19 protein-coding genes and 1 pseudogene are annotated in these 19,941 nt (G+C 54.4%); 12 read left to right on the forward strand and 8 right to left on the reverse strand.

Translation table 11 applies throughout. The features are described 5' to 3' along the window. Positions 1-60: 60 nt before the first annotated feature. From ACO6S1_RS02415 to ACO6S1_RS02450, 8 genes are all read left to right on the forward strand, one after another. Positions 61-981, forward strand: coding sequence for a DnaJ C-terminal domain-containing protein (locus ACO6S1_RS02415; protein WP_422344770.1), 921 nt, complete (start codon positions 61-63; stop codon positions 979-981). A gap of 18 nt (positions 982-999) precedes the next feature. Beyond that, a complete protein-coding gene (locus ACO6S1_RS02420; RefSeq protein WP_422344771.1) occupies positions 1,000-1,971 on the forward strand; it encodes a YihY/virulence factor BrkB family protein in 972 nt (323 codons plus the stop codon). A 53-nt stretch (positions 1,972-2,024) separates the two neighbouring features. Continuing rightward, the gene (fabI, locus tag ACO6S1_RS02425) at positions 2,025-2,828 is read left to right on the forward strand and encodes an enoyl-ACP reductase FabI (RefSeq protein ID WP_422344772.1); all 804 of its coding nucleotides are present in this window, start codon (positions 2,025-2,027) and stop codon (positions 2,826-2,828) included. Next, the gene (locus tag ACO6S1_RS02430) at positions 2,828-3,328 is read left to right on the forward strand and encodes a GNAT family N-acetyltransferase (protein WP_422344773.1); all 501 of its coding nucleotides are present in this window, start codon (positions 2,828-2,830) and stop codon (positions 3,326-3,328) included. Before fabI ends, ACO6S1_RS02430 begins: the two co-directional genes overlap by 1 nt. 33 nt (positions 3,329-3,361) lie before the next feature. Then, positions 3,362-4,429, forward strand: coding sequence for a chorismate synthase (aroC, locus tag ACO6S1_RS02435; RefSeq protein ID WP_422344774.1), 1,068 nt, complete (start codon positions 3,362-3,364; stop codon positions 4,427-4,429). Continuing rightward, positions 4,426-5,001: a hypothetical protein gene (locus tag ACO6S1_RS02440; RefSeq protein ID WP_422344775.1), complete on the forward strand. Its 576-nt coding sequence runs from the start codon at positions 4,426-4,428 to the stop codon at positions 4,999-5,001. Before aroC ends, ACO6S1_RS02440 begins: the two co-directional genes overlap by 4 nt. A gap of 4 nt (positions 5,002-5,005) precedes the next feature. Beyond that, a complete protein-coding gene (locus tag ACO6S1_RS02445; protein ID WP_422344776.1) occupies positions 5,006-6,805 on the forward strand; it encodes an SLC13 family permease in 1,800 nt (599 codons plus the stop codon). Between the two features lie 92 nt (positions 6,806-6,897). Beyond that, a complete protein-coding gene (locus tag ACO6S1_RS02450; protein WP_422344777.1) occupies positions 6,898-8,136 on the forward strand; it encodes a dicarboxylate/amino acid:cation symporter in 1,239 nt (412 codons plus the stop codon). On the opposite strand, the pseudogene ACO6S1_RS02455 reads toward ACO6S1_RS02450, so the two are convergent. The 5 genes and pseudogenes from ACO6S1_RS02455 to ACO6S1_RS02475 form a co-directional block, all read right to left on the reverse strand. Continuing rightward, positions 8,133-8,576: pseudogene (locus tag ACO6S1_RS02455) on the reverse strand (L,D-transpeptidase family protein). The gene ACO6S1_RS02450 and the pseudogene ACO6S1_RS02455 sit on opposite strands and share 4 nt — an antisense overlap. An 88-nt stretch (positions 8,577-8,664) precedes the next feature. Continuing rightward, the gene (locus ACO6S1_RS02460; RefSeq protein ID WP_422344778.1) at positions 8,665-9,954 is read right to left on the reverse strand and encodes an adenylosuccinate synthase; all 1,290 of its coding nucleotides are present in this window, start codon (positions 9,952-9,954) and stop codon (positions 8,665-8,667) included. 18 nt (positions 9,955-9,972) lie between these two features. Continuing rightward, positions 9,973-11,088 (reverse strand): ATP phosphoribosyltransferase regulatory subunit, encoded by a 1,116-nt coding sequence (locus tag ACO6S1_RS02465; RefSeq protein ID WP_422344779.1) that lies wholly within the window; start codon positions 11,086-11,088, stop codon positions 9,973-9,975. 59 nt (positions 11,089-11,147) lie between these two features. Then, complete coding sequence (gene serA, locus ACO6S1_RS02470) at positions 11,148-12,731, reverse strand: phosphoglycerate dehydrogenase (protein WP_422344780.1); 1,584 nt, start codon at positions 12,729-12,731, stop codon at positions 11,148-11,150. Between the two features lie 137 nt (positions 12,732-12,868). Continuing rightward, on the reverse strand, positions 12,869-14,038 hold the full coding sequence (locus ACO6S1_RS02475; protein ID WP_422344781.1) for a phosphoserine transaminase: 1,170 nt from the start codon (positions 14,036-14,038) through the stop codon (positions 12,869-12,871). A 252-nt stretch (positions 14,039-14,290) separates the two neighbouring features. Here ACO6S1_RS02475 and ACO6S1_RS02480 point away from each other — a divergent pair, with 252 nt between their 5' ends. Continuing rightward, the gene (locus ACO6S1_RS02480; protein ID WP_422344782.1) at positions 14,291-14,956 is read left to right on the forward strand and encodes an extensin family protein; all 666 of its coding nucleotides are present in this window, start codon (positions 14,291-14,293) and stop codon (positions 14,954-14,956) included. A 67-nt stretch (positions 14,957-15,023) separates the two neighbouring features. Further along, positions 15,024-15,893, forward strand: a complete 870-nt coding sequence (locus ACO6S1_RS02485) for a TIGR00730 family Rossman fold protein (protein ID WP_422344783.1) — start codon at positions 15,024-15,026, stop codon at positions 15,891-15,893. Positions 15,894-15,925: 32 nt separating this feature from the next. Here ACO6S1_RS02485 and ACO6S1_RS02490 read toward each other — a convergent pair whose 3' ends face one another. Continuing rightward, on the reverse strand, positions 15,926-16,564 hold the full coding sequence (locus ACO6S1_RS02490; RefSeq protein WP_422344784.1) for a c-type cytochrome: 639 nt from the start codon (positions 16,562-16,564) through the stop codon (positions 15,926-15,928). Between the two features lie 223 nt (positions 16,565-16,787). On the opposite strand from ACO6S1_RS02490, the gene ACO6S1_RS02495 reads away from it, so the two are divergent. Next, on the forward strand, positions 16,788-17,687 hold the full coding sequence (locus ACO6S1_RS02495; protein WP_422344785.1) for a prephenate dehydratase: 900 nt from the start codon (positions 16,788-16,790) through the stop codon (positions 17,685-17,687). Positions 17,688-17,717: 30 nt separating this feature from the next. Here the strand turns inward: ACO6S1_RS02495 and ACO6S1_RS02500 are convergent, their stop codons facing one another. After that, positions 17,718-18,557: a hypothetical protein gene (locus ACO6S1_RS02500; RefSeq protein ID WP_422344786.1), complete on the reverse strand. Its 840-nt coding sequence runs from the start codon at positions 18,555-18,557 to the stop codon at positions 17,718-17,720. Positions 18,558-18,686: 129 nt separating this feature from the next. Next, positions 18,687-19,052 carry a hypothetical protein gene (locus ACO6S1_RS02505; RefSeq protein WP_422344787.1) on the reverse strand — a complete coding sequence of 122 codons (366 nt, stop codon included), beginning with the start codon at positions 19,050-19,052 and terminating at the stop codon, positions 18,687-18,689. Between the two features lie 214 nt (positions 19,053-19,266). Between ACO6S1_RS02505 and ACO6S1_RS02510 the strand changes: the two genes are divergently transcribed. Then, positions 19,267-19,929, forward strand: coding sequence for a DUF4259 domain-containing protein (locus ACO6S1_RS02510; protein ID WP_422344788.1), 663 nt, complete (start codon positions 19,267-19,269; stop codon positions 19,927-19,929). Positions 19,930-19,941 lie beyond the last annotated feature (12 nt).

Below are 19,941 nucleotides of genomic sequence, written 5' to 3' on the forward strand. Positions count from 1 at the left end.
TGAATTAAAGAGTTATCGTTCCAATCTTGAAGAGAGATAAGGAATTGAAAAGGTAGAGTAATGGCAGATCCGTATCAGGCATTAGGCGTGGCCAAAGGGGCCAGCGAGAAGGAGATTAAAACCGCCTATCGCAAGCTTGCCAAAGAACTGCATCCGGATCGCAACAAGGATAATCCCAAGGCGACGGAGCGGTTTTCCGATGTCACCAAGGCCTATGACCTGCTGCTCGACAAGGACAAACGCGCCCAATTTGATCGCGGCGAAATTGATGCCGATGGCAATCCAGCCGGATTTGGCTTTGGCGGCGGGCCAGGCGGTGCATATTCGCGTGGTGCCGGTGGCCAGCAATTTGATTTTGGTAATGGCGGCGCGGATTTTGGCGATATTTTCGAAGGGTTGTTTGGCGGCGGTGGCCGCAGTTCCAGCCCCTTCGGTTCACGCCAGCGCAGCGCTCCACCACCAAAAGGCGCGAATGTAGCCTATCGGCTGAAAGTCGAATTCATTGCCGCGGCCACGCTGCAGAAACAGCGGATCACTCTGGAGGATGGCAAGACCATAGATCTCAGCCTGCCCAAGGGCGTCGAAGAAGGCACGCAAATGCGGCTAAGTGGCAAAGGGCGGCCAGGACCGGGCGGCAATGGTGATGCGATTGTCACTATCCACATCAACGGCCATCCCTTTTACGAACGCGACGGCGATAATGTGAAGCTGGAGTTGCCGATCAGCCTCAAAGAAGCGGTTCAAGGAGCCAAGATCAAAGTGCCGACCGTTGACGGTCCGGTGATGCTTTCGATTCCCGCTGGGTCTGATTCCGGTAAAACGCTACGCCTGAAAAATAAAGGCTTTCACAAGAAAACCAGCGGGCGCGGCGATCAGCTCGTGACGCTGATGATCACATTGCCGGAGGATAACGCAAAGCTGGCGGAATTTGTGAAAGACTGGGACAGCGGCGAAAACCCACGCGCTGATATGGGCGTGTAATTTTGGCTAAACGGATTCATGTCTGATTCATCGCCACTTTCCCCCGAGGCGCGGCGTGAAGAACCGTCGCGACCGGGGCGAAAAAGCGAACGAGCAGCCAAAGCATTAGCGGAAGGCCGTCTGCCGCGTCAGATTATTTCTGTTGTCGAGCGGACGGCCGTCGGCGTCTATAATGATGGCTTTACCTTCGCCGGAAATTTTGCCTATCTCGCGCTATTGGCGGTCTTCTCCTTTTTCATTGTCGCAGCCGCCATTGCCGGCAGTATCGGACAGACCGCCATCGGTGTCGATTTTGTCGAAGCGTTTCTAAGAACCGTTCCGCCTTCAGTTGCCCGCGCATTGCACGACCCGATCCAGGATGCGATGGTCGCGCGAACCGGCCCGCTATTGTGGTTCAGCGCTGCCGTTGGTTTATGGACCACGGCTAGCCTGATCGAAACCATCCGCGAAATATTGCACCGCGCTTACGGTGTCACGGCCCAGCGGACTTTCTGGGAATATCGGCTGACTTCGATCAGCCTTATCATTCTGTCTGTATTTTTCGCGATGCTGGCACTCAGTGCGCAATTTGTCGTAGCCGGGATCAGCGAATTTCTTGGTGGGTATTTCCCTGATCTGGCGGAAAACACAACGTGGTTTTCCCTGTCCAGTGCGTTGCCCTTCCTGATCCTTTTCATCACACTCTATCTACTGTTCCGCCTGCTCACCCCCCGGCAATATCGACCGCGTGCCTATCCGAAATGGCCTGGCGCCGTCTTCATCAGCGGCTGGTGGCTGCTCATTACCGGCTTGTTACCGCTCTTCCTGAAATATGCCGCTAACTATCAACTGACCTATGGCAGTCTTGCCGGTGTCATGATCACGCTGATCTTCTTCTATCTGATCGGTCTTGGCATGGTGATTGGTTCCGAACTCAACGCGGCCTTGGCCGACAGACCACAGCATGGTGAACCAGACTTATGTGCGACAGATGATGATTTTCTGGAATAACAACTGGATGGGCGCTATTGAGTGTCAGATTTTACATGTAAAAAGGACTGGCAATGAATGAACTGATGAAAGGCAAACGCGGCCTGATCATGGGTCTGGCGAATAACAAGTCGCTGGCCTGGGGCATTGCAAAAAAACTGGCCGAAGCCGGAGCGGAACTGGCGATAAGCTATCAGGGCGAAGTGATGGCCAAGCGTGTAAAACCACTGGCCGAAGAACTGGGCTGTGATTTCCTTCTGGATTGTGACGTGTCTGACATGGACCAGCTCGACAAAACCTTCGCTGAACTGGCTGATAAATGGCCCACAATTGACTTTGTCGTCCACGCTATCGGCTTCACCAACAAGGAAGCCCTGCGCGGCAAATATTTTGACGTTACACTCGATGATTTTCTGATGACGATGAATATCAGCGTCTATAGCTTTACCGCCGTTGCCAAGCGCGCTGTCGCGATGATGAATCCAGGCGGATCGATGCTGACGCTGTCTTACTATGGCGCGGAAAAGGTCATTCCGCATTACAACGTCATGGGCGTGGCCAAGGCAGCGCTTGAAACATCAGTCAAATATCTTGCCAATGACGTTGGTCCCGATGGTATCCGGGTGAACGCCATCTCTGCCGGACCGATCAAGACTTTAGCAGCCTCTGGCATCGGAGATTTCCGCTACATCCTGAAATGGAACGAGCTTAATGCTCCTATGCGTCGCAATGTCACCATTGATGACGTCGGGTCTTCCGCATTGTACTTCCTGTCTGATCTATCCTCCGGCGTCACCGGTGAAACGCATCATGTTGATGCGGGCTATCACACGATCGGTATGAAACAGGAAGATGCGCCTGATATTGCGCTGGATTGATGCTTTTTCGGGCCGAGCAATCAGTCGACGAAAAGCCGATCTTCGCGGTAAACAAGGCTGCTTTTGCAACCGATGCCGAAGCGCGGCTTGTCGATATGTTGCGGAGCGATAGTGATTTGGCCTTTTCCCAAGTGGCTGAAGAGAAGGGCTCGATAATCGGTCATATCGCGCTTAGTCCTATGGATGTCATAGCGGATGAAAAACCGGTCAGAGCACTGGGATTGGGGCCTGTCGCTGTCATGCCAAAGCGCCAGCTTGAAGGCTTAGGGTCGCAACTTGTTCAAGCCGCTATCCATTGGGCGCGGACAAATCAATGGCAGTTGATCATATTGCTTGGTAATCCGCGCTACTATTCACGCTTTGGCTTTTCTGTCGAAGACGCAAAGCCATTTGCGTCGCCCTTTGCCGGCCCTTATTTTCAAGCACTCTGGCTTGACGAGACGTTCCAAAAGCCGCAGTCAGGACGAGCAGAATATGCGCCCGCCTTTGGACGCCTGTAAAAACAAAAAAACTGGGCCAATAAATGAGGGTATATGAGTTTTAACAGTTTCGGCCGCGTTTTTCGCTTTTCGACTTGGGGAGAAAGCCATGGACCTGCGCTCGGCGCGGTTGTGGATGGCTGTCCTCCGGGGCTGGAACTGAGCGAAGCCGATATTCAGCCGTTTCTGGACGCCCGGCGCCCGGGCCAGTCGAAATATACCACGCAGCGGAAAGAGCCCGATCAGGTCAAAATTCTGTCCGGTGTGTTCGAGGGCAAAACAACCGGAACACCCATTTCGCTGATGATTGAAAATGTCGACCAGCGGTCCAAGGACTATAGCGAAGTCGCCAAAGCCTATCGCCCCGGCCATGCCGATTATGCTTATGATGCCAAATATGGTTTTCGTGATTATCGCGGTGGCGGTCGTTCCAGTGCGCGCGAAACGGCAGCACGCGTGGCGGCGGGTGCAATTGCTCGCCTCGCCATTCCTGAAGTTTCCGTTCGCGCGTGGGTTGCTGAAATTGGCGGCGATGCGATTAATATGGCGAATTTTGACGCCGATGAAATCGGCAATAACCCGTTTTTCTGTCCGGATGCCAATGCCGCAAAACGCTGGGAAGCCCTGGTCGATGGCGCACGCAAGGATGGCAGCAGCCTCGGCGCGATTATCGCCTGTGAAGCGACTGGTGTTCCTGCCGGATGGGGTGCACCTGTTTACGCTAAACTCGACAGCGAAATCGCTGCAGCGATGATGACCATCAATGCCACAAAGGGTGTCGAGATCGGTGACGGCTTTGCCGCTGCCCGTTTGCGCGGCGAAGAAAATGCCGACGCGATGAGACCAGGAAATGAGACGCCGCGATTTGAATCCAACCATGCTGGCGGAACCGCAGGGGGGATATCGACGGGACAGCCGGTATTCTGTCGCGTAGCGTTTAAGCCGACCAGCTCGATCCTGACACCTGTCGACACCGTAACCCGTGAAGGCGAAGCAACAGAGATCGTTACCAAGGGCCGCCACGACCCTTGCGTCGGCATACGCGGCGTTCCGGTTGTCGAGGCAATGATGGCACTGGTGCTCGCCGATCAAAAACTATTGCATCGCGCACAATGCGGATGAAACGCACCTTCGGCCTACTCTGGCCGACGCTGGCAGCAGCTTTGCTGACAGGAAACAATGTGTCTAATCCACGCCTGTCTTTTCAAGGTCTTGGACCAATCCGCATCGGGATGACTGTTGAGCAAGTCAAAACCTTAGGGTTCAAACTGACCACCGATGGGCCGTGGAGCAATGAAGAAGAGCGCTTTTCTTGTCACTATCTGGACAGCGCACCAGATTATCCCGATATTGCATTGATGATGAACGAAGACCGGCTGGTGCGCATTGATGTCTCCTATGGAAGCGACCCTGGCCTTTGGCAAAGCGTATCGGGCGCTAGAGTTGGCATGTCGGAGCAGGAAGTTCGCGCCGTCTATGGAGATTGGCTCGTAAGCTCAGCGCATCCCTATGCCAATGATTCCGGTTCCTACTTATCCCTCACATCCAGCGACGGTACTTATGCGATGATCTTCGAAACGGCCGTTGATGGAACCAGACGTGAAACTGAGGACCCGAAAAGCCAAACCAAATATGTAAGCAATTTCCGCGCCGGACTGAAAGCCGCGGTCGGTTATATTGAAGGCTGCGCTTGATCCCATGATCGACCTCGTCCTTCATGTCATTGATGATTATATTCAGGCGCATAAAGCGGTTATCGGTCTTGTCATATTAGGCTTTCTGTTCGCTGGCTTCATCATGGAGCGGTTTCCCGCGGCCGTGGTTGCCGTGCTCGGGGCTTGCACCTTCCTGTTCCTCGGGATTATCGATTCCGACGGCTTGTTTTCGGTTTTTTCCAATACCGCGCCAATTACCATTGCTGCGATGTTCATTTTGTCTGGGGCATTACTTCGAACCGGAACGATTGATGCGATTGCCGGGTTCATTATCGAACGCGCTAAAAAAAGACCTAAGCTGGCGGTGGTCGAGATGTTCCTCGGAGCCTTTGTCGCGTCAGCATTCATGAACAATACGCCGGTTGTCCTGGTTCTCATTCCGATCATCATTCGCTTGTCCCGTGCAACCGGTATATCCTCCAAAAAGCTGCTTATTCCCCTGAGCTTCATCTGCATATTGGGTGGTACCACGACATTAATCGGCACTTCGACGAACCTTATCGTCGATGCTGTAGCCCGTGATTCCGGACTTGATGGCTTTGGTATTTTCGACATTACGCCCTACGGGCTGATCGCCGCAGTAGCCGGGACTATCATGATGGTCTTGTTTAGCAGCTGGTTGTTGCCCGGCGGTCAGGTTAGTGGTGAATTCGCCAGCAGTGACGAGAGTGATTTTCTTACTGAACTCACAGTCCGCAGCCGATCAACCGCGATTGGCAAGAAAATATCCGAAATACCAATTGTGAGACGACCCAGCGTCAATGTTTCGGCGGTCAAGCGGCTAAGCAGCTATATTCGCCATGATCTGGAACATCACGAACTGCGTGCGGGAGACCGGATAGTCGTCCGCCTTGATCTTACCGAACTCATTTCGTTGCGCGCATCGGAAGATTTCAAAATTGGCATTGTCCGGTCCGGCGATGTCGGGCCGCTGGGGGAGGAGCTAGTTGAAGCGACGGTCGCACCTAGTCATCCCAGCATCGGCAACCGGTTATTCGACATACCGTTTCTTGGACAGCTGAACGTCCGCATATTAGGCATGACCCGTTATCGCAACTTGCCGCGATCTGACCTGACCAACGCCCGCATCCATGCAGCCGACCGGCTACTCGTGACTGGATCGACCAAAGATATCCAGCGGATGTATGAAAACCCCAATCTTTTTGGCGTCGGCCAGACAAAGATCAGGGCCTTTCGCAGAGACCGTGCCCCCATTGCCATTGGCGCACTGGTCGCCGTAGTCGCGTTGGCAGCACTGAATATAGTGCCACTCGCCGTTGCCGCGATCTTGGCGGTCGGTGCTATCCTGTTGGCCCGCTGTATTGATGCCGAAGAGGCTTGGGGATCTATGGACGGCAATGTGTTGGTGCTGATTTTCGGGATGCTTGCCGTCGGATTGGGTCTGCAACAGGCGGGCAGCGTGGACCTGATAGTGACGCAACTAACCCCGTTCCTGGTCGATTTGCCTCCTTGGGCGCTGGTCTTTGCGATTTACGTCCTGTCGGTATTCATGACCGAAATTGTGACCAATAACGCTGTCGCGATCATCATTACTCCAATTGTCATCGCGCTTGGTCAGGACCTTGGCGTCGATCCGCGCCCCTTAGTCATTGCCGTCATGTTTGCCGCCTCCGCCAGTTTTGCGACACCGATCGGATATCAAACCAATACATTGGTCTACGCCGCCGGTAATTACCGGTTCACTGATTTCTTCAAGGCCGGTATCCCGTTGACCTTTGGTGTGGGATTGGCAACCTGTCTGGCAATCAGTTTTTGGATGTAATACCGCTGCTACCTAACATGTGGCATTAATCGCGCTTGCTCCTGCCTGTTTGGCAGGATAGGCATGAACAAAATACGGGGATGTGAGGGAATATGCTGTCTTTCTGGTTCAAAATACCGCTGTGGCAGCGGGTTATCGCAGCGCTGATTTTGGGAGTCATTACCGGTCTGATCTGGGGTCCGGAATCCGAAACCATCAAATGGATCGGCGATTTCTTTATCAAAGCGATCAAGATGCTGGTCGTTCCACTGATTTTCTTCTCACTGGTTGCCGGTGTGGCTGCGCTTGGCGACCTTCGCAAACTCGGCAGTGTCGGCGGACGGGCGATGATATTATTCATCATAACCGGCCAGATTGCCGCCTGGCTTGGCTTGGCCTTGGGGACCTTTTTTGCACCTGGCAAGGGCGTTGACACCAGCGCGATCCAAAAAGGTGAAACACCTGCTCCCAATGAAACCACTGCCGTTGACATGATCCTTTCGATCGTACCCGACAGCCCGGTGCAAGTCATGGCAGACGTCCGGGTCCTGCCATTGATTGTATTTGCGTTGCTGATCGGTATCGGCATTTTGATGGCAAAAGAAGACGGTAAACCGCTCGCCAAGATTTTCGATAGTGGTGCCATCGTGATGCAAAAAGTCACGATGATCGTCATGGAACTGACGCCCTTTGGTGTTTTTGCACTGATGGCATGGGTAGCGGGTACATTGGGACCGGATGCGCTCATTTCGCTCGCCCAACTCGTCGGGCTCAACTATCTCGGCTGCCTGCTGATCATTGGTGTGATGTATTCAGCCATGATCAAATTTGTCGCCAAGCTGCCGGTGATTGATTTCTTCCGCGGGATTATCGATGCGATTGCGGTCAGCTATTCGACCGCCTCATCCAACGCGACCTTGCCGGTAACGTTGCGCTGCGTGGAGCGCAATCTGGGTGTCAGCAACTCGGTGGCGAGCTTCGTGGTTTCTCTGGGTGCGACAATCAACATGAACGGTACGGCCATGTATCTCGGGCTAGCGACCTTGTTCGGTGCGCAGATTTTCGGGGTCGATCTCAGCTTCGGCGATTATGTTCTGATCGCAATTACCTCGACCCTTGGTGCCATTGGCGCAGCGGGCATTCCGGGCGCCGGCCTCATCATGATGGCCCTGGTATTCGGCAGTGTCGGCGTGCCACTTGAAACCATCGCCTTCGTTGCGGGCGTCGACCGGATCATGGATATGATGCGTACCACAACCAATGTTACCGGTGATGCCGCGATTGCAACCACAGTGGCGGTAATGACCGGTGAGATTGATATCGAGGAAATGATATCGGCGGACGATGTTTAGGGGAGGATATATATTTCCGCTCCGTCGGACACAGTATCCCAGATCTGCTCAATCTCCGCATTGCTCAAGGCGATACAGCCGTCGGTCCAATCAGACTTTATAGCCGGTCCATTCCGGCCATTGGGTTGGCCATGAATGAAGATGTCGCCGCCGGGTGATTTTCCTCTAGCCTCGGCATAGGTGCGGTCAGCTGCGTTCGGTTAGGATATCCGCAAACTGAGATGAAATCGGCTTCCCGGGTTTCGTCCGTTTATCGTATAACGTCCCTCTGGCGTGCGTTCATCTCCTTCAAAGCGTTTGTGTCCCTCTGGTCTATCGCCAAAGCGGATATCGCCATAACGGGCAATTTCTTCAACGCCCTTGTAAAGGATCAACGTCCGGTCGCTCTTGTCGACTAAGATGCTGTCGGCTTTGGTCCCGGCTGGAATGACAGGTAGCACAATTGTACCTTCGGCGGCATCATCCGGCTGCAACGGCTTCGCTGAGCCGCACCCGCCGACAGTTGCCAGCGCCAAGAGCAGGAAAAATCTAATCCGCAAAGGGGTCGGTGACCAAAATGGTGTCCTCTCGCTCGGGAGATGTGGAAACGAGCGCCACCGGGCACTGAATCAACTCTTCGACACGTTTGATATATTTGATCGCTTGTGCCGGCAAATCCGCCCAGCTGCGCGCACCAGCAGTGGATTCGCTCCAGCCCTTCATGCTTTCATAAATCGGTTTCACCGCTTCCTGGTCTTGATGATGCGGCGGCAGATAATCATAAGTTACACCGTTCAGGTCATATCCTACGCAGATTTTCAGCTCTTCAAAGCCATCCAGCACATCAAGCTTGGTTAGCGCGATCCCGGCGACTCCGGACACCGCCAAAGCCTGACGCACCAACACCGCGTCAAACCAGCCGCAGCGCCTTTGCCTTCCGGTATTTGTGCCGAATTCATGGCCGCGCTCACCAAGGCGTTGTCCGACATCATCGTCTAGCTCGGTCGGAAACGGACCCGATCCCACCCGCGTGGTATAGGCCTTCACGATCCCCAAAACATAGCCGGTCGCAGAGGGACCAATGCCCGAACCGCCAGCGGCAGTGCCCGAAATCGTATTGGAACTGGTCACAAACGGATAAGTTCCGTGATCGACATCCAGCAACACGCCCTGTGCGCCTTCAAACAGGATCCGGTCACCACGTTTGCGCGCTTCGTTCAGGCGCTTCCAGACAGGTTGTGCATATTGCAACACCGAGTCAGCAATCTCCCGCAAGTCTGCAAGCAAACGTTCGCGATCGACTGGCTCTTCGCCAAAACCGGCGCGCAGAGCATCATGATGCGCGCAAAGCCTGTCCAGCTGCGGACCTAGATCATCGAGATAGGCAAGATCGCAAACCCGGATAGAACGGCGACCCACTTTATCTTCATAGGCCGGGCCAATACCGCGCCGTGTCGTGCCGATCTTACCCTTTCCACTCGCATCTTCACGCAACGCATCAAGATCGCGATGGATGGGCAGGATTAAGGGGCAGTTTTCAGCAATACCAAAATTATCCGCATTGATGACGACACCCTGATTGCGCAGCTTGTCAATTTCATCGCGCAAATGCCAGGGATCCAGCACAACACCATTGCCGATGATCGACAAGGCCCCGCGGACAATGCCGGATGGCAGCAGCGAGAGCTTATAGACTTCACCGTCCACAACCAAAGTGTGGCCAGCATTATGACCACCCTGAAACCGGACCACGACATCAGCGCGTTCCGATAGCCAGTCGACAATCTTACCTTTACCTTCATCACCCCATTGGGCGCCGATAACCGTTACATTGGCCATATTTGAACATTCTTCCTGTTAAATTGCTACCGGATTCTTGCCATCCAGATGATGCGTACAGCCCAAAGTCGCAGCATCATCACTGTCCGAAAGCGCCGCAACGGTGCGCCATCCCTCTGCCCGCAAAGATGCAGCAATGTCACTGTCATGCCCTAGCGGCAGAAATAGAATATCCTTGGCCTTGGCACTGAAACCGGCATCGATCAACGGGCTGGGATAAAGCGAGAAGCCGACGGCATTTTCCGTTCCGCCATCGGCAGTTGGAATTTCGTAGCTACCTCCACGCCCCATCGCTCCGACAAAGCCATCGGCAAAAAGGGTGAAACCAAACCAGTTTTGATATTCAAAGCCGTGGCGTTCAGTGGGATCAAGGGTAAGTTTCGCCTTGTCTTTGATGTTGGCGGCAATGGCGGATATACCGTCAAGCCGCGATCTCAGCAGATCGTCGCAGTCGAAATCTCGCATCTTGGCCATAGCATCATTAAATGGTCCGGTTGCCTCTATCAGCGGTAAATAGCCGGTGGCGCCCAACTCGGTCAGGCCGCCAGCATCCTTCATGTCCAACTCGCTACGGACTTCGTCCGCCTGCGCGGCGCTAAGCGGCAAAGGTCCGGCGGACAGGATATCGACCAAATCGGGCATGGTGAAATCCACCGTAATCCCAGTCAAACCCGCCCGGCCCAATGCCTCTATGGCCACGGTCACAATTTCGCTCGCCGCTGCGACGCTGTCGGTTCCAATCAACTCCGCGCCAATTTGCAATCGGCTGCGTTCCGGGCGCAGCTGGCCAGAACGCAGTTTCAGTACCTGACCCGAATAACTGAGACGCAACGGGCGCGCCGCACCGGCCAGACTGGTCGCGGCTATCCTGCCAATTTGCATTGTCACATCGGGGCGCATGGCCAAGGTTCGCTGTGAGATAGGATCGACAAAACGCATCAAGTCGCTTTTTGCTGATCCGGTCATCCGACCCGTCAGAACGTCTTCATATTCGACCAACGGTGGCGACACGCGTGCGTAGCCATGGCTGGCAAGCGTATCGTGTACTTCGCGTTCGAGTCGGGACCCGGCCTCAGCATATGGAGGGAGGGAATCGTGAAAGCCTTCAGGCAGCAAGTTAGACAGCTTTTGCATAGACTTTCGTCTCCATAGCCTAAGCAAGCGCTGAGGCCACCGGTTTTTTAGCCAATTTTCTAGAAGCGCAAGGCTTTGACTGTTTTCACCCCTTCGAGTTTGCAAACGGCCCATAGGACGGGCTCTTCTACCGGCGAATCGATGGAGAGAAGCAATACCGCTTCTCCGCCTGGTGCATCCGCGCGACGACCCAGATGGAATGTACCGATATTGACACCGGCCTCGCCCAATGTCGAGCCAACGCTGCCGATGAATCCGGGTTGATCCTGATTGACGATATAAAGCATATCGCCCTCAAGATCAGCCTCAACCTTGATGCCAAACATCTCAACGAGACGCGGGCCCGAAGAACCGAACAGCGTTCCAGCGACTGATTTTTCGCCTTCATCGGTGGTGACGGATACGCGGACCAATGTGTGATAGTCGCCTTCGCGGTCATGCCGCACTTCACGAACATCCAGACCGCGCTCTTTGGCCAAATAGGGCGCGTTCACCATATTCACGGAATCACTATAGGCTGCCATCAATCCAGCAAGAACTGCAGCAGTGATGGGTTTCGGGTCGAGCTCGGCTGCCGCGCCTTCAACTTCAACCGAAATGCCCTTAAGCGAACTGCTGGACAGTTGGCCAATTAAGGAACCTAGCTGATTTGCAAGCGTCATATAGGGTTTCAGCTTCGGCGCCTGCTCTGCAGAAAGGCTCGGCATGTTAAGCGCATTTTCTACGCCGCCATTCACCAGATAATCCGCCATTTGCTCAGCCACCTGAATGGCAACATTGACCTGTGCCTCACTGGTGGAAGCGCCCAGATGTGGCGTACAAATCAGATTTGGCGTGCCAAAGAGCGGATTTTCCTTGGCAGGTTCTTGCGCATAGACATCAAGCGCCGCACCAGCCACTTGTCCGGATTCCAGCGCATCTTTCAAGGCCGCTTCGTCAATCAAACCGCCGCGGGCACAGTTGATAATCCGAACACCCCGCTTGGTTTTGGCGAGCGCGTCAACAGACAAGATATTCCGCGTCTGGTCCGTCAATGGCGTGTGCATGGTAATGAAATCAGCGCGGGCGAGCAGCTCGTCCAGCGTCACTTTCTCAACCCCGATCTCAACCGCACGTTCTGCGGTCAGGAATGGATCATATGCAACCACCTTCATGCGCAGACCAATGGCCCGTTCAGCAACAATCGAACCGATATTACCAGCGCCGATCAAACCGAGCGTTTTGCTGGTCAGCTCGACACCCATAAATTTGGATTTCTCCCATTTGCCGGCCTGGGTAGAGGCATCAGCAGAAGGAAGCTGGCGCGCCAGCGCGAACATCATCGCAATGGCATGTTCTGCTGTCGTGATGCTGTTACCGAAGGGCGTGTTCATCACCACCACCCCTTTGGCCGATGCGGCAGGAATATCGACATTGTCGACACCGATGCCCGCGCGGCCAACGACCTTAAGATTGGTGGCAGCATCCAACAATTCGGATGTGACGGTGGTTGAGGACCGGATGGCAAGACCATCATAGTCGCCGATGATTTTCATCAGCTCTTCGGGCGTCTGACCGGTAATTTCGTCCACCTCAACACCGCGTTCACGGAAAATTTCCGCGGCTTTTGGGTCCATTTTGTCAGAAATAAGTACTTTTGGCATGTGTGTCTCCCTCTCCCCTTGAGGGGAGAGGGCCGGGGAGAGGGGGGTGACCATCTCCCGGCCCTTATATGTTAGAAATGATGAGGGGGTCTGCCCCTCTCCCAACCCCCTCCCCTCAAGGGGAGAGGGCTATCGTTTTAAATCTCGGCTTTAACCTGCGCAAAGGCCCATTCAATCCAGGGCAGCAGACGGCGGACGTCTTCTTCCTCAACGGTTGAACCACACCAGATACGTAAAGACGGCGGTGCATCGCGGTAACCGTTAAAGTCATACGCGATATCCATTTTTTCGAGCATGCCAGCGATTTTCTTGGGCACGGCGGCTTTGTCATCGTCGCTCAAGCCATCATACCAATCGCCTTGGAACATCATGCAGACACCGGTATTGGTCCATTTCGCAGGATCGCCGACCATATTGCGCAGCCACGGCGTTGCTTCAATCCAGTCATGGACAATCTTTGCATTGCGGTCTGCTCTGGCGTGCAGTTCTGGCAAACCGCCAATAGATTTGGCCCATTCCAGGGACGCGATATAATCTTCGGTCGCCAGCAGGGACGGCGTGTTAATCGTCGCACCTTCAAAGATCGCGCGGTTCAGTTTATCGCCCTTCTTGACGCGGAAGATTTTCGGGAGCGGCCAGTTCGGGCTATAGCTTTCGATACGTTCAACAGCGCGCGGGCTAAGGATCAACATGCCGTGGCCTGCTTCCGATCCCATGACTTTTTGCCAGCTATAAGTGGTGGCATCGAGCTTAGCCCAATCCATCGGCTGCGCAAATACAGCGCTGGTCGCATCATTGATCGTAACACCTTCGCGGTCGTCCGCGATCCAGTCGGTGTTCGGAATTTTCGCGCCTGATGTCGTACCGTTCCAGGTGAAGACAATATCATCACCCTTGTCGATCTGGGTCAGGTCTGGAATGTCACCATAGTCGGCTTCAAGGACCGTCAGGTCGGCAGGTTTCAGCTGTTTTACAGCATCCTGGATCCAGACATTGCCGAAGCTCTCCCAAGCCGCAACCGTCACCGGACGCGCGCCGAGCATATTCCACATTGCCAGTTCAACCGCACCCGTATCGGACGCAGGAACAATGCCGATGAGATAGTCGTTGGGAATGCCGAGTAGCTCGCGGCTGAGGTCGATAGCATATTTCAGCCGGCCCTTGCCTGTCGCAGAGCGATGAGAGCGACCCATGGCCACGGTATTTATTTTGTCGAGAGACCAGCCAGGAAATTTGGCGGTAGGGCCCGAAGAAAAATTCGGGCAATTTGGACGCAACTCGGGTTGCGGTAACACAGTATCAGTCATGTATGCTTCTCCTTACAGAGAGCTCGCGCGGCGTTGGGACCGCGTGGCCCGTCGCCGCAATGGTTGTTGCAGCGCAGCAAGTCAAGCGTCAATATCCAAGCTTCTATCAAATCGGCATTTTTGGGGTGGCACGAATCGGATAGTGGGAAAGAAAAATTCCATTTGTCGCAAAGACTATCCTCTTCAGCCGAAAAACCGGTATATACCACTATCTTCAGCCGTCAGTTAGGATCGCTTCGTCAAGCAGTTTTTATGAAAAAGCCATGTGTTCAAGCGCCTGTTGCGCGTAACTTTTTGTATTTGGGGTTTCTGTCGCTGACTCTTGGTGCCTGCGGTATACCAGATAGCAAGCGACCAACAGGCGGCTCTAGCCCGATCAACCCAAGCCCCAGCGCCCGGCAATGCTTCGGCGAGTTGCGCAATGCCGGTGTCCGTTTCTCTCCCTTGCCCAATCAGAATTTCTCCGGCGGGTGTAGCCAGATTGGCGCGATCACGATGCTCGATGTCGGTCGCGGTACCGAAGTTTCAAACCTCGGCCCGGTGAGATGTGAATTGGCGAACAAATTTGCCGCATGGACGGAATATGCCGTGAGGCGTGCTGCACGCCAGTATCTTGGCAGCGAACTGGTAAGAATCGAAACCATGGGCAGCTATAGCTGTCGCCCCGTAGCAGGCTCGAATCGTTTGTCCGAACATGGACGCGCCAATGCGATTGATGTGTCGGGCTTTGTTCTGGCCGATGGCCGGCGCATTACGCTGACCAAACACTGGAATAATGGGCGGCAGGAGAAGAAATTCCTGCGCGCCATCCACCAAAGCGCCTGTCGACGTTTCGGGACCGTACTCAGCCCGGATTTCAATGCTGACCATCATGATCATTTCCATTTTGATATGAGTGGCAACGGCTATTGCCGATAGCCTGAAATTTTTCGATAAACCATTAAGTTCATTGGCAAGTCACATTGCTATGCTCTAGGGCAGAACCATGACAAATAAAGATTTACACGACCGCCGCTTCTATCGTGCGAAACAGGAAGCAGATTTCGCCAAACAACAGGCTCTAAGCACTCCCCAGACCGAAGACCCAGCTTATACACTCGCTTTTCAGGACAATGACTTCCTGCTGCGGGAAGAGCTGCGTCCTGTTCGTTTTCAGCTCGAGCTGCTCAAGCCCGAGATGCTGCTGGATGAAGCCGGCATTGGCTCGACCCTCGTCATGTATGGTTCGGCCCGTATTCCTGAGCCTAGAAAGGCCGATGCGCTGATCGAGGCGGCGACCGACGAAGCCGCTTTGAAGACCGCCAAGCGGCTCAAAGAGAAGTCCAAATATTATAACGAAGCGCGCGAGCTGGGCCGGATTGCCAGCGATTGCGGCATCACGGAAAATGGCAAACGCGATTTCGTCGTCTGCTCCGGCGGCGGGCCTTCCATCATGGAAGCGGCCAATCGCGGCGCGGCCGATGCCGGCAAGGAATCCATCGGCCTCAACATCGTGTTGCCGCATGAGCAGGCGCCCAATGAATATGTGACCCCATCGCTCAGTTTCCAGTTCCACTATTTCGCCCTGCGCAAGATGCACTTCCTGCTGCGGGCCCGGGCCGTGGCCGTGTTCCCCGGCGGCTTCGGCACATTTGACGAGTTTTTTGAGCTACTCACCCTTGTGCAAACCGGAAAGATGGAACCACTTCCCATCATCCTGTTCGGCAGGGATTTCTGGAATCGGGTGATCGATTTTGACGCTCTGGCCGAAGAAGGCACGATTAGCGCCAAAGATCTCGACCTGTTCCAATTTGTCGAAACAGCCGACGAAGCCTGGAACATCATCCAGCATTTCTACGGGCTCGACTGCGGCTAGCCGCCAGCGGCCCGTCTCGATCCGCCAAGCCTTTACTCCTCAGCAGCCGCTTCGTCTGCTGCCACGCTTTCTTCTGCCACCTGCTCGGCAGCCGCAGCCGCTTCTGCTTCGGCAGGTGCACCCGCGTCGACAGCTTCTTCCTCAGCCGGCGGCTCAGGATATGGCAGGTTCGACCCTTTTGAGTTCATATAGGCGATCACATTGGCGCGATCTTCCGGCTTGCTCAGACCGGCAAAGGTCATTTTCGTGCCCGGCGCATATTTGCGCGGAGAGATCAGCCACGCATTCATATTGTCAAAATTCCAGTTGCCGTCGATCGACGTCAGGGCATCGCTATAGGCAAAGCCGGCAACATGACCGTGGGCATTGCCCAACGTGTTGTATAGATTGGGACCGATGCCATTGGCACCGCCCTGGTCAACCGTGTGACAGGCGACGCATTTCTTGAACACCGCTTCGCCGGCGGCAATATCAGCCTTGGCGAGCATCATGCTCATCGGCATTTCTTCCGCGCCACCGTCAGCTGATTCGACGCCTTCAATCACATAACCCATGGTTTCCGGCCGCTCATATTTGTCAGCATGGAAATATTTGCCACTCAAGATTGAAAAGCCAAGCGCTGCAATTCCGCCTGCCAATACCCAGCCAGCAATGGTGTTGTTATTGTCCATCTCGTGTCAAATCCCTGAATAAAGGGCAGGCATCACCTGCCAAAACTTTGGGCTTTCTCTAATAAGTGCGCCGGTCCAAAGCAAGACCTCAATTGCGCGGCCAGTTGCTAATATTGTTGCGTCCCTTGCATGACAAAGCGATCAGGTCTTGCGCCGACCCGTTTTGTGCGGCAATCGCGGGCGCTAATAACCCGGCCAAAAAGAAACAGGATCCAGCCGCATCATGAACAGCTTTCCGCAAAACGCCTTGGGCATGGTCAAGAAAATGGCGGAAGCCGCCGCAGAAACGCCCGCGCAGGCGATCGCCTTTCAGGGCGCACCGGGCGCAAATTCCCACCTCGCCGCGATGGAATATGCGCCGGATTGCCTGACCTTGCCCTGTTTTTCGTTCGAAGATGCGCTGGATGCGGTCAAAACCGGGACGGCTGGCAGCGCGATTATTCCGATCGAAAACAGCCTGCATGGCCGGGTCGCCGACATCCATTTCCTGCTGCCCGAATCGGGCCTGCATATTGTTGCCGAACATTTCATGCGGATTCGCCACTGTCTGATGGCCAAATCCGCCGATGCGAAGATCAAGACAGCGATGAGCCATCCGCAAGCGCTGGGCCAGTGCCGCCATTATCTGCGCGCCCATGACATTATTCCGGTCGCCTATGCCGATACGGCCGCCGCCGCGGCCTATGTCGCGCAGCATGATGACCCGCATGCCGCCGCCATCGCGCCGCCGCTGGCTGCCCAGATTTACGGCCTGCAACCGATTGCCAATGCGATCGAGGATGAAGATCATAATATGACGCGCTTTGTGTTGCTGGCGCCAGAGGCCACTGTCCCGGAAGCCAATGGCCCGACGATGACGACCTTTATCTTCGAGGTCAAAAACGTGCCCGCCGCGCTCTACAAGGCGATGGGCGGTTTTGCGACCAATGGCGTCAACATGACCAAGCTGGAAAGCTATCAGGAGGGCAGCAGCTTCTCCGCATCGAAATTCTATGCCGATATCGAGGGCGCACCCGGCGATCCGGCGGTGGACCGGGCGCTGGAGGAATTGAATTTCCATTGCAACAGCGTCCGCCTGCTCGGTTCCTATCGCCAGGCCCGGCCGCGGACGATGGCGGGCTAAGTTCATCGATCCATCCAGGGTCACACGGGGTCACACCCCCTGAAGCGGAAGTGCCTGTGCCGCCGATGCGGGCATGTCTTCGCCTGGCATAAAGCCTTCAAACATCTCGTCATCCTCATGGACAATACCCGCCGCAGCTTCACTCGCCCGGGTCCGTGTCCAGAAATCGGGATCATCGCTCATATTGCTGCGCATCGCGCGCTCCCATTGCAGATCGTCCCAGTCAGCCGCTTCGTCGGGATCAAGATCGGATATGTCGATATCTTCCGGAGCGGTGGCGGCAATTTTTTCCCGTTCCTGTTTTTCGCGCAGCCGTTGCAGCAGCTCTCCATTGTCGAATCCTGTAAAAGGGGACGACGCTGCCGGTTGCCCCGCCTGATCCTGCTTCTCCAGCATCTCGCTACAATCCCTGCCCTGGCTGATCGCCTCGACCATCTCCTCAAACTCCGCTGCAGCCGCGCGCGCCGGATTGCCCGCCAGATCACATTCATCCGCCTTGGCATCCAGCCGCGCGAGTGCCGCGAGCAACAAGGGCACAGAAAAACGTTGCCGCTCCCCCACTTCCTCGCCATGATACCAGACAGGCTCGGCCCAGCCATTCAGCCCTTTCTCCAGCACTTCTTCTGCATAAAGATCCCGCGCATGAATAAGCGCCGCATCCCACGCCCGCGAAAAGGCGCGCCCCTCATCGCGACGCCTCAACCGATGCGCACTCTCCCGGCTCATCCCCACAAAAGCCGCCGCTGATTTAACCGACCCAGAGCGCGCGAGGGCCTCGAGAAACCTGCCCTGTTTCTCCGGTGTCCAGCGCGGTGCAGGTGCGTTCAATGTTTCAATGTCTAATTGCTTGGGGGATAGCTCGGTCATCATGCTTTCTCTCATCGGTTATGGAAAGTCCATGATATAACCTATATGGTACAATGTAGGAAAGAGGGGATTTGGAAAGTCGCTGCTGTACAGGGAAAGTCAGCAATATCCCGAAAGCGGACACTACCGAAATCAATCTAAGGCCGCCTCATAGACTGAAAATTCAATCACTTTTGATCCGATTGGATCAATGTAGATAGTCTTTGTCCTATTTGGAATGAGGCCGTCAAATCGTGCCCCTTCTCCTTGAATGGAAAGTTGCAATTTCGAGCTACAATCATTTTGCAAAGTCAAAAATTTCGAGATTCCAACTGTCTCATCTTCAGGTATTTGTAGCTTTTCATCTACAAGCTTCCGGTCACCTAAATGCATTGAAACTTGTTCACCAGAAAAGTTGAGAAAGTAGACGTCAACAACCTGCGCGTCACATATATTTGGCTCTGAGCAACCCGATATGCCAGCGATGAGAAGCAAGGAAGTCGAGAGTTTTGTCTTCATTGATCAATCAGCCTCAAGTAGTGTCTCCTATCAAGCGAGACACAAAAAACACTATGGTCTTCTAGTTTTGTAAATCAAATCCTAATGTCCGCTTTTGCGCCCAAAGCGGACACTAGCGTTGTGGGTACTTCGTCTGAAAAGCCCGATTTTGTGTTTGATAGAGAATGTTTTAACAGTCTTGGGCTAATGTCTTTCGACAATTGGGAGAGATGTTATGGGGGCTTGGAACCCGGGAAATTTCAGCAACGATACCGCTCTGGACTTTGTTTCCGAAATTGCATCGATGGATGATCTGAAACGGCCGATAGATGCCATAGTGTCCGGTTTGCCAGATTATATAGATGCGGATTTGGCCTGCGAGGCACTGGCTGCGGCAGATCTTTGGGCGGGCATGCTTGGAAGACCCGCGACAGATTTACCAGAGGAAGCGCCGGATTTGCTCTCGAACTTTGGCGAGCCTTCCGCAGATATGCTCACCCTGGCGCGAACAGCCGCTGCCCGTTTAATAGCGGCTTCCGAGCTGGCAGACCTTTGGCACGAAGAAGAGGGTCAGGCCTGGAACGCAGTGGTCGACGATCTCATGCAACGTCTGGACCCTGCCACTCCTTATGAATCTCAAATATCCGAGATACCGGTTGAAGGTGGATTTATCTGCTCGATTTGCGAAGGCGTAATCCCGGAGTCCGATATGAAAACTGTCGAAATAGGTTTCCCGAATATGCCCGAATTCACTATGGGGACCTATTTTCACGGCAGCTGCCTCGAAGCCAAGTTTGAGCCGCCCTATTTTTCCAGCGCGGGATCCGCAGAGGAAAGATTGAAAAGGCAGATTGAGCGGTTCCTGTTCAGTGAGGACAATAACAGCAAGGACCCCTGAGCCAGATCAGGT

The organism is Parasphingorhabdus sp. (assembly GCF_965233695.1).
Taxonomy (GTDB): Bacteria; Pseudomonadota; Alphaproteobacteria; order Sphingomonadales; family Sphingomonadaceae; genus Parasphingorhabdus.

Coding starts and splice junctions, on each gene's coding strand:
- ACO6S1_RS02460 (WP_422344778.1), bottom strand. CDS start 9,954: ATGGCCAATGTAACGGTTATCGGCGCCCAATGGGGTGATGAAGGTAAA.
- ACO6S1_RS02500 (WP_422344786.1), bottom strand. CDS start 18,557: ATGATGACCGAGCTATCCCCCAAGCAATTAGACATTGAAACATTGAAC.
- ACO6S1_RS02420 (WP_422344771.1), top strand. CDS start 1,000: ATGTCTGATTCATCGCCACTTTCCCCCGAGGCGCGGCGTGAAGAACCG.
- ACO6S1_RS02475 (WP_422344781.1), bottom strand. CDS start 14,038: ATGACTGATACTGTGTTACCGCAACCCGAGTTGCGTCCAAATTGCCCG.
- ACO6S1_RS02490 (WP_422344784.1), bottom strand. CDS start 16,564: ATGGACAATAACAACACCATTGCTGGCTGGGTATTGGCAGGCGGAATT.
- aroC (WP_422344774.1), top strand. CDS start 3,362: ATGAGTTTTAACAGTTTCGGCCGCGTTTTTCGCTTTTCGACTTGGGGA.
- ACO6S1_RS02480 (WP_422344782.1), top strand. CDS start 14,291: ATGAAAAAGCCATGTGTTCAAGCGCCTGTTGCGCGTAACTTTTTGTAT.
- ACO6S1_RS02485 (WP_422344783.1), top strand. CDS start 15,024: ATGACAAATAAAGATTTACACGACCGCCGCTTCTATCGTGCGAAACAG.
- ACO6S1_RS02495 (WP_422344785.1), top strand. CDS start 16,788: ATGAACAGCTTTCCGCAAAACGCCTTGGGCATGGTCAAGAAAATGGCG.
- ACO6S1_RS02415 (WP_422344770.1), top strand. CDS start 61: ATGGCAGATCCGTATCAGGCATTAGGCGTGGCCAAAGGGGCCAGCGAG.
- ACO6S1_RS02445 (WP_422344776.1), top strand. CDS start 5,006: ATGATCGACCTCGTCCTTCATGTCATTGATGATTATATTCAGGCGCAT.
- serA (WP_422344780.1), bottom strand. CDS start 12,731: ATGCCAAAAGTACTTATTTCTGACAAAATGGACCCAAAAGCCGCGGAA.
- fabI (WP_422344772.1), top strand. CDS start 2,025: ATGAATGAACTGATGAAAGGCAAACGCGGCCTGATCATGGGTCTGGCG.
- ACO6S1_RS02465 (WP_422344779.1), bottom strand. CDS start 11,088: ATGCAAAAGCTGTCTAACTTGCTGCCTGAAGGCTTTCACGATTCCCTC.
- ACO6S1_RS02450 (WP_422344777.1), top strand. CDS start 6,898: ATGCTGTCTTTCTGGTTCAAAATACCGCTGTGGCAGCGGGTTATCGCA.
- ACO6S1_RS02505 (WP_422344787.1), bottom strand. CDS start 19,052: ATGAAGACAAAACTCTCGACTTCCTTGCTTCTCATCGCTGGCATATCG.
- ACO6S1_RS02440 (WP_422344775.1), top strand. CDS start 4,426: ATGAAACGCACCTTCGGCCTACTCTGGCCGACGCTGGCAGCAGCTTTG.
- ACO6S1_RS02430 (WP_422344773.1), top strand. CDS start 2,828: ATGCTTTTTCGGGCCGAGCAATCAGTCGACGAAAAGCCGATCTTCGCG.
- ACO6S1_RS02510 (WP_422344788.1), top strand. CDS start 19,267: ATGGGGGCTTGGAACCCGGGAAATTTCAGCAACGATACCGCTCTGGAC.